The following is an 8,446-nucleotide window of genomic DNA, read 5'->3' on the forward strand; positions in this document are numbered from 1 at the left end:
GAATCAGATACCCCAAAGAATCTGCACACCCCAGACGAAGTAAGCGAACATCGCAATGCCGCAGACTGCCTGGAAGAGGAAACGGACTGCGGTCGCGGACTTGCCCAGCGCCATTGGCGTCAGGTAGTCAGTCGCGATGGTCCACATGCCAACCCAGGCGTGAGCGCCCAGGGCTACAAGGGCCAGCAGGCTGAAGATTCGCATCGCATTGTGGGCAAACAGGCCATGCCATTGCTCATAGCCGATGCCCGGGTTTGCGACGAGGTATCCGATCAGGAAAATGAAATAAGCCGCGAGAACGACCGCAGACACACGCTGTGCCATCCAGTCATAGAGGCCCGAACGCGAAAGGTTCGTAACGCTGGTTACCATATCCAAACTCCTGCCAGAACGATCAGCACCACGGAAATGGCGATGATGATTTTCGAGCCCAGGCGGCCGCCTTCGAGCGTCTCACCGATACCCGCATCCATGATCAAGTGGCGCACACCGGCAACCAGGTGATACAGCAAAGCGGACAGGAGGCCCCATGCTACGAACTTGGCCAGCGGGCTGGTCAAGCATGCCTTCACCTCGGCGTATCCTTCCTCGGAACCCAGGGATTTGCTCAATGCATAAAGCATGATGCCCAAGCCCAGGAACAGGATGATGCCGGAAACACGGTGCAGGAACGACGTAACGCCGGTGATGGGGAGTTTGATGGTCCTTAGGTCTAGGTTTACAGGTCGTTGGCTATTCACGGCTTTTTTTCACACTGAAGAGCCCCTAACAATCAGGGCAAAGTTGTTGGGGAGTGCACTGGTCAGGTAAGCACCACCCAGGGAGTGCGACCCCCAATGAAAGCAAGCCCAAAAGCCCTTGGCGGTCGGTGGCCGAGTATAGACAGTTAGGTTACTAATGACAACGCGCACTCCTCACCCTAATAGCTGATTGCGCTGGCGGTATAAAAGGCGTAAATGGCAGTCAATTTCGACGAAAAAGTATGGTTAAAGCCTTCTGGAGCAAGACTTTAGGCAAATTGACATCTGGATTTATATCAATATAGTGGTGCGGGCCCTGCGTGGGGGGTCTGTCTGATGATTTGAAGCATAAATAGGAGGCCACATGGCTGACAAAAAAGCGCAGTTGATCATCGAGGGCGCAGCCCCCGTCGAGCTGCCCATTTTAACCGGCACCGTTGGTCCCGATGTTATCGACGTACGGGGCCTGACGGCCACGGGCCGTTTCACATTCGACCCAGGCTTCATGTCGACCGCCTCTTGCGAGTCGAAGATCACCTATATCGATGGTGACAATGGCATTCTGCTGCACCGCGGCTACCCGATCGAACAGCTGGCTGAACAGTCGGACTACCTGGAAACCTGCTACCTGCTGCTAAATGGCGAATTGCCAACAGCTGAGCAGAAAGCCCAGTTCGTCAGCACCGTGAAGAACCACACCATGGTTCACGAGCAGTTGAAGACCTTCTTCAACGGCTTCCGTCGCGACGCCCACCCGATGGCCGTCATGTGCGGCGTAGTCGGCGCCCTGTCGGCCTTCTATCACGACTCCTTGGACATCAATAACCCGCAGCATCGCGAAATTTCCGCGATCCGCCTGGTTGCCAAGATGCCCACCCTGGCCGCAATGGTTTACAAGTACTCCATGGGCCAACCCATGATGTACCCGCGCAACGACCTGACGTACGCGGAAAACTTCCTGCACATGATGTTCAACACCCCGTGCGAGATCAAACCGATCAGCCCGGTGCTGGCCGCTGCGATGGACAAGATCTTCATCCTCCACGCCGACCACGAACAGAACGCCTCCACCTCTACCGTACGCCTGGCCGGCTCTTCGGGTGCCAACCCGTTCGCCTGTATCGCCGCCGGTATCGCCGCACTGTGGGGCCCTGCCCACGGCGGTGCGAACGAAGCCGTATTGACCATGCTGGATGAAATTGGCGATGTTTCGAACATCGACAAGTTCATCGCCAAGGCCAAGGACAAGAACGACCCGTTCAAGCTGATGGGCTTCGGTCACCGCGTTTACAAGAACCGCGACCCGCGTGCCACCGTGATGAAGAAGACCTGCGACGAAGTGTTGAAGGAACTGGGCATCAAGAACGATCCGCAACTCGAACTGGCCATGCGCCTGGAAGAGATCGCCCTGACCGACCCGTACTTCATCGAACGCTCGCTGTACCCGAACGTCGACTTCTACTCGGGGATCATCCTCAAGGCGATCGGCATTCCAACCAGCATGTTTACCGTGATCTTCGCCCTGGCACGTACTGTCGGCTGGATCTCGCACTGGAAAGAAATGCTCTCCAGCCCGTACAAGATTGGCCGTCCGCGCCAGCTGTACACCGGCTACGAGTCGCGTGACATCACCAAACTGGAAGATCGCAAGTAAGCATCTGATGGCTTGGTAATAAAAAGCGGCCTCCTTATCCAGGGAGGCCGTTTTTATTTGTGCAGCCTGATGATCGTTCCCACGCTCTGCGTGGGAATGCCTCCCGTGACGCTCCGCGTCACATTGCGCAAGACTTGAGGCCAGCGCCAACCGGGACGCGGAGCGTCCGTGGCTGCATTCCCACGCGGAGCATGGGAACGATCGGCGTACAGGCACTTTATTGATGCAAGCGTTGAGAAACTGTTTTGTGAATCCGTTACCAATATGCCCCGATCTCACACCAGGGCAATGGGAACGATCGGCGTACAGGCACTTTATTGATGCAAGCGTTGAGAAACTGTTTTGTGAATCCGTTACCAATATGCCCCGATCTCACACCAGGGCAATGATCGTTCCCACGCTCTGCGTGGGAATGCCTCCCGTGACGCTCCGCGTCACATTGCGCAAGACCTGAGGCCAGCGCCAGCCGGGACGCAAAGCGTCCGTGGCTGCATTCCCACGCGGAGCATGGGAACGATCGGCGTACAGGCACTTTATTGATGCAAGCGTTGAGAAACTGTTTTGTGAATCCGTTACCAATATGCCCCGATCTCACACCAGGGCAATGATGGGAACGATCGGCGTACAGGCACTTTATTGATGCAAGCGTTGAGAAACTGTTTTGTGAATCCGTTACCAATATGCCCCGATCTCACACCAGGGCAATGTTCGTTCCCACGCTCTGCGTGGGAATGCCTCCCGTGACGCTCCGCGTCACATTGCCCAAGACCTGAGGCCAGCGCCAACCGGGACGCAGAGCGTCCGTGGCTGCATTCCCACGCGGAGCATGGGAACGATCGGCGTACAGGCACTGTATTGATGCAGGAGTTGAGAAACTGTTTTGTGAAATCCGTTACCAATAAAAGTAAAAAAATGCCCCGATCTCACGACCGGGGCATTTTTTTAGCCGTTACAAATATTAGTGGTTAACCGCCCCGCTTGCCCCCAGGCCAGTCTGCGAACGCACAAACTGCGGGAAGTACAGCGCACGCTCTTTCTCTGCCGCCGCCGACTTGTCGGTGATCGAGAAGAACCAGATGCCGACGAACGCAATGATCATCGAGAACAGCGCCGGGTACTCGTAAGGGAAGATGGCTTTTTCATGGTGCAGGATCGACACCCAGATGGTCGGACCGAGGATCATCAGGCCGACGGCACTGATCAAGCCCAGCCAGCCGCCAATCATGGCGCCACGGGTGGTGAGGTTTTTCCAGTACATGGAAAGCAGCAGTACCGGGAAGTTACAGCTGGCCGCAATCGAGAATGCCAGGCCGACCATGAACGCAATGTTCTGGCTTTCGAACAGGATACCCAGGCCGATTGCCAACACACCCAACGCCACGGTAGTGATCTTCGACACGCGAATCTCATCTTTCTCGTTGGCCTTGCCCTTCTTGATCACACTGGCATACAGGTCATGGGACACCGCCGAAGCACCGGCCAGGGTCAAACCGGCAACCACTGCCAGGATGGTGGCAAACGCCACGGCCGAGATGAAGCCGAGGAAAATACTGCCACCCACCGCGTTGGCCAGGTGCACCGCCGCCATGTTGTTGCCGCCGAGCAAGGCGCCTGCAGCATCCTTGAACGCCGGGTTGGTACTCACCAGCAGGATCGCGCCAAAGCCGATGATGAACGTGAGGATATAGAAGTAGCCAATGAAACCGGTGGCATACAACACGCTCTTACGCGCTTCCTTGGCATCGCTGACGGTGAAGAAGCGCATCAGGATATGCGGCAGGCCGGCCGTACCGAACATCAGCGCCAGGCCCAACGAGAATGCCGAAATCGGATCTTTCACCAGGCCGCCAGGGCTCATGATCGCCTCACCTTTGGGGTGAACCTTGATCGCCTCGGAAAACAGCGTGTTGAAGTCGAAATTGACGTGCTTCATCACCATCAGCGCCATGAACGAGGCACCGGACAGCAACAGCACCGCCTTGATGATCTGCACCCACGTGGTCGCCAGCATGCCGCCGAACAGCACGTACATGCACATCAGGATACCCACCAGGATCACCGCAACGTGGTAGTCCAGGCCGAACAGCAGCTGGATCAGCTTGCCCGCCCCCACCATCTGCGCGATCAGGTAGAACGCCACCACCACCAGCGAACCACAGGCCGACAGGCTGCGGATCTGGGTTTGCCCGAGGCGATAGGACGCCACGTCGGCAAAGGTGTACTTGCCCAGGTTACGCAGGCGCTCGGCGATCAGGAACAGAATGATCGGCCAGCCCACCAGAAAGCCGATCGAGTAGATCAGGCCATCGTAGCCGGAGGTGAACACCAGCGCGGAAATCCCCAGGAAGGACGCCGCCGACATATAGTCACCGGCAATCGCCAGGCCGTTCTGGAAACCGGTGATCTTGCCGCCGGCCGCATAGTAGTCGGCCGCCGACTTGTTGCGTTTGGACGCCCAGTAGGTGATGCACAACGTCGCGCCGACGAAGACCACGAACATCAGGATCGCCGCAACGTTCAGCGGTTGTTTATGCACTTCACCGGTCAATGCATCCGCCGCCCAAACGGCGGGCGCAAAGACCGAAGCGCCAAGTACAGCCAATAGACGACGGATCATTGCGCAGCCTCCTTAAGAATCGCATTGTTCAGGTCGTCGAATTCGCCGTTGGCGCGTCGTACATAAATGCCGGTGAGGACAAAGGCCGAGACAATCAGGCCGACCCCGATGGGGATGCCCCAGGTGATGGATGAGCCGGGGCTGAGTTTGGCCCCCAGTATTTGTGGCCCGTAGGCAATCAACAGGATGAAAGCGGAGTAAAGCCCTAGCATGATCGCCGAGAGAATCCAGGCGAATCTTTCCCTTTTTCTGACCAGCTCCTTGAAACGCGGGCTGTTTTGAATCGAGAGGTAAATGCTGTCGTTCATTGTTTTTATCCTCGCAGCACAGCTTTTTATTATTTTGGAACATATCCACTGTATGCGGCTGCGGAACAGGTTCCAGACGACCTTAGTAGTAGATCGAGATGGCCACTTAGCAAGTTTTACAGTCAACAAATAAACAACAGCCTGAATACAGGCAAAAAAATGTGGGAGCGGGCTTGCTCGCGAAGGCGGCGTATCAGTCAATGCACAGGCTGACTGACACACCGCCTTCGCGAGCAAGCCCGCTCCCACATAGGGTTGTGGTGGGGCTTCTAAAGCGCTACTGCTTTATTTGGCGGTCCACTCGGCCACACGTTCAGGGTGCTTGGCGACCCAATCCTTGGCCGCGGCATCAGGTTTGGCGCCCTCTTGAATCGCCAGCATGACTTCGCCGATTTCGTCCTTGGAGGCCCACTGGAATTTCTTCAGGAAAGCGGCGACTTCCGGCGCTTTCTTCTCCAGGCCCTTGCTGCCGATGCTGTTGACGGTCTCAGCAGCACCATAAATCCCTTTTGGATCGTCGAGGAAACGCAGTTTCCACTTGGCAAACATCCAGTGCGGCACCCAGCCGGTCACGGCAATGGATTCCTGCTTGTCTTCGGCACGGGTCAGCTCGGCGATCATCGCCGCACCCGAGCTGGCTTGCAGTTTGTAGTCCAGGCCATAGGCCTTGATCGCTTCGTCGGTCTTGAGCATCACGCCTGAACCGGCGTCGATACCGACGATCTTGTTCTTGAAGGTGGTGTCGGTCTTGAGGTCTTCGATGGACTTGGCCTTGACGTACTCCGGCACGATCAAGCCGATCTTCGCATCCTTGAAGTTGGGGCCGTAGTCGACCACCTTGTCCTTGTTCTTGGTCCAATACTCACCGTGGGTCACAGGCAGCCAGGCGGACAGCATGGCGTCGAGCTTGCCGGTGGCGACGCCCTGCCACATGATCCCGGTGGCGACGGCTTGCAGTTTCACGTCGTAACCGAGTTTTTGCTTGATCACCTCGGCTGCCACATGGGTCGTGGCAACGCTGTCGGACCAACCATCTACATAGCCGATGCTCAGGGTTTTGCTGTCGGCGCTGGCCAGTGTGGAGCCCATCGCAACTACCAGAGTGGCAGCTGCGCCCAAGAGTCGTCGCATCTTCATAATACTTCCCCGAAAGTGCTGCGCTCGACGGATGCCGAGCGACGTCAACCTGTTGTTATAGGGTGCATCGCGCCCCCTTCACGCGCGTCGATCACGGTGGTGCCCCGCCAGTGGAGTGCTGACACTTGGATCATCAACCTGCCGGGGCCTTGGACCTGCTCTGTCAGCGACCTCGGGTAAGCAAGAAACGACATCACATCGCCAGCAGGACAGTTCCTAGGACTTGGCGTCAATTTCCCGCCCGAACTTTGCATGTCTAAATTATGCAGCCCCACTGGGACGGGCCAAATCCGGGTAAGATGCGCGCCTTTGCTCCCCCAGATAAGCTGACCATGCCCGCGACTGCCCGCTTCCCTGCCCTGCCCTATTTCTGCGCCTTGATCCTCGGCGTGCTTGCCCTTGTCGGCTACTGGTACGGCCTCGGCCGGCCGGTGGTGCTGCCGGATGTGGCCAGTGCCAGCCACAAGATGCAATGCGCCTCCTATACGCCGTTCGACAAGGACCAGTCGCCGTTCGACCAGCCGTTCAAACTGCGCCCCGAGCGCATGGACGCCGACCTGGCACTGCTGGCCACCCGTTTTGAATGCATCCGCACTTACTCCATGACCGGCCTGGAAGCCCTGCCGGGCATGGCGCGCGCCCATGGCTTGAAGTTGATGGCCGGCGCCTGGGTCAGCAGTGACCCGGTGGCCACCGAAAAAGAAATCAAAGAACTGATTGCTGCTGCCAATGCCAACCCCGATGTGGTCACTTCAGTGATCGTCGGTAACGAGGCCCTGCTGCGCAAGGAAGTCACCGCCAAGCAGTTGGTAGCACTGATTCACCAGGTTAAAAGCCAGATCAAGCAACCGGTCACTTATGCCGATGTGTGGGAATTCTGGCTGCAGCACCCGGAAATCGCCCCGGCGGTGGATTTCCTGACCATTCACCTGCTGCCGTACTGGGAAGATGACCCGTCGGGCATCGATCAAGCCCTCAAGCATGTGGGTGATGTGCGCCAGACCTTCGGCAACAAATTCGCGCCTAAAGATGTGCTGATCGGCGAGACCGGCTGGCCCAGCGAAGGCCGCCAGCGCGAAACCGCGGTGCCAAGCCGGGTCAACGAGGCCAAGTTCATGCGCGGTTTTGTGGCCATGGCCGAAGCCAATGGCTGGCGCTACAACCTGATCGAAGCGTTTGACCAACCCTGGAAACGCGCCAGCGAAGGTGCCGTCGGTGGTTACTGGGGCTTGTTTGATGCCGACCGCCAGGACAAGGGCATCCTTGCCGGGCCGGTGAGCAACGTACCGTATTGGCCGCTGTGGCTGGGCGTCGGCGGCCTGATCCTGCTGGGCACCCTGGCGCTGGGTGGCCGGGTGCGCAGCACGCGTGCCGCGCTGTTGCTGCCACTGCTCGGTGCAGTGGCGGCCTGCTCGATCGGCACCTGGGCTGAACTGACACGCGTCACAGCGCGCTTCAACGATGAATGGGTGTGGGCAGGCTTGCTGGTGATGCTGAACCTGCTCGTGCTGGCCCATGCTGCACTGGCGCTGAGTGCCCGGGAAGGCTGGCGTGAACGGAGCTTCAACTGGCTGGAACAACGCGCCGGCTGGCTGGTGGCAATCGCCGGGTTCGCTGGGGCGGTGATGATGCTGGCGCTGGTGTTCGACCCGCGCTATCGCAGCTTCCCGAGTGCGGCGCTGGTGTTGCCGGCTCTGGTTTACCTGGTTCGCCCGGTCACCGGCCCGCGTCGCGAGATTGCGCTGCTGGCGTTCATTATCGGCGCCGGCATTGCGCCGCAGCTGTATCGCGAAGGGTTGCTGAACCAGCAGGCGTGGGGTTGGGCGGTGGTCAGCGGGTTGATGGTGGTGGCTTTGTGGCGGTGCTTGCGGGTGCGTAAGGCATAAGACCGCTTTCGCGAGCAAGCCCGCTTGTGTCTTGATCTGGGAATAAACTCTGTGGTGAGAGGGGTGGATGGCAAGCTGTGAGTCCGCGGTGCTAGAAGCACGAG

Annotated in this window: 7 protein-coding genes; 2 read left to right on the plus strand and 5 right to left on the minus strand. The window is 58.2% G+C overall.

The window, feature by feature from the left end; all coding sequences use genetic code 11:
• Positions 1–3 precede the first annotated feature (3 nt).
• Both sdhD and sdhC read right to left on the minus strand, forming a co-directional pair.
• Positions 4–372 carry a succinate dehydrogenase, hydrophobic membrane anchor protein gene (sdhD, locus tag ASE80_RS15720; protein ID WP_003233245.1) on the minus strand — a complete coding sequence of 123 codons (369 nt, stop codon included), beginning with the start codon at positions 370–372 and terminating at the stop codon, positions 4–6.
• On the minus strand, positions 366–740 hold the full coding sequence (gene sdhC, locus ASE80_RS15725; RefSeq protein ID WP_016979564.1) for a succinate dehydrogenase, cytochrome b556 subunit: 375 nt from the start codon (positions 738–740) through the stop codon (positions 366–368). The genes sdhD and sdhC overlap by 7 nt, the downstream gene beginning before the upstream one ends.
• 364 nt (positions 741–1,104) lie before the next feature.
• Here sdhC and gltA point away from each other — a divergent pair, with 364 nt between their 5' ends.
• Positions 1,105–2,394 (plus strand): citrate synthase, encoded by a 1,290-nt coding sequence (gene gltA, locus ASE80_RS15730; RefSeq protein WP_003210575.1) that lies wholly within the window; start codon positions 1,105–1,107, stop codon positions 2,392–2,394.
• A 958-nt stretch (positions 2,395–3,352) separates the two neighbouring features.
• On the opposite strand, the gene ASE80_RS15735 is transcribed toward gltA, so the two are convergent.
• The 3 genes from ASE80_RS15735 to ASE80_RS15745 all read right to left on the minus strand — a co-directional run bounded on the left by ASE80_RS15735 (position 3,353) and on the right by ASE80_RS15745 (position 6,456).
• On the minus strand, positions 3,353–5,011 hold the full coding sequence (locus ASE80_RS15735) for a cation acetate symporter (RefSeq protein ID WP_056859735.1): 1,659 nt from the start codon (positions 5,009–5,011) through the stop codon (positions 3,353–3,355).
• Positions 5,008–5,319: a DUF485 domain-containing protein gene (locus tag ASE80_RS15740; RefSeq protein WP_017134441.1), complete on the minus strand. Its 312-nt coding sequence runs from the start codon at positions 5,317–5,319 to the stop codon at positions 5,008–5,010. Before ASE80_RS15740 ends, ASE80_RS15735 begins: the two co-directional genes overlap by 4 nt.
• Positions 5,320–5,604: 285 nt before the next feature.
• Positions 5,605–6,456, minus strand: a complete 852-nt coding sequence (locus ASE80_RS15745; RefSeq protein WP_056859736.1) for a glycine betaine ABC transporter substrate-binding protein — start codon at positions 6,454–6,456, stop codon at positions 5,605–5,607.
• Positions 6,457–6,788: 332 nt separating this feature from the next.
• Here ASE80_RS15745 and ASE80_RS15750 point away from each other — a divergent pair, with 332 nt between their 5' ends.
• Complete coding sequence (locus ASE80_RS15750; RefSeq protein ID WP_056859737.1) at positions 6,789–8,342, plus strand: glycoside hydrolase family 17 protein; 1,554 nt, start codon at positions 6,789–6,791, stop codon at positions 8,340–8,342.
• Positions 8,343–8,446 lie beyond the last annotated feature (104 nt).

It is taken from the genome of Pseudomonas sp. Leaf15 (assembly GCF_001421425.1).
GTDB classification, from domain to species: Bacteria; Pseudomonadota; Gammaproteobacteria; order Pseudomonadales; family Pseudomonadaceae; genus Aquipseudomonas; species Aquipseudomonas salomonii.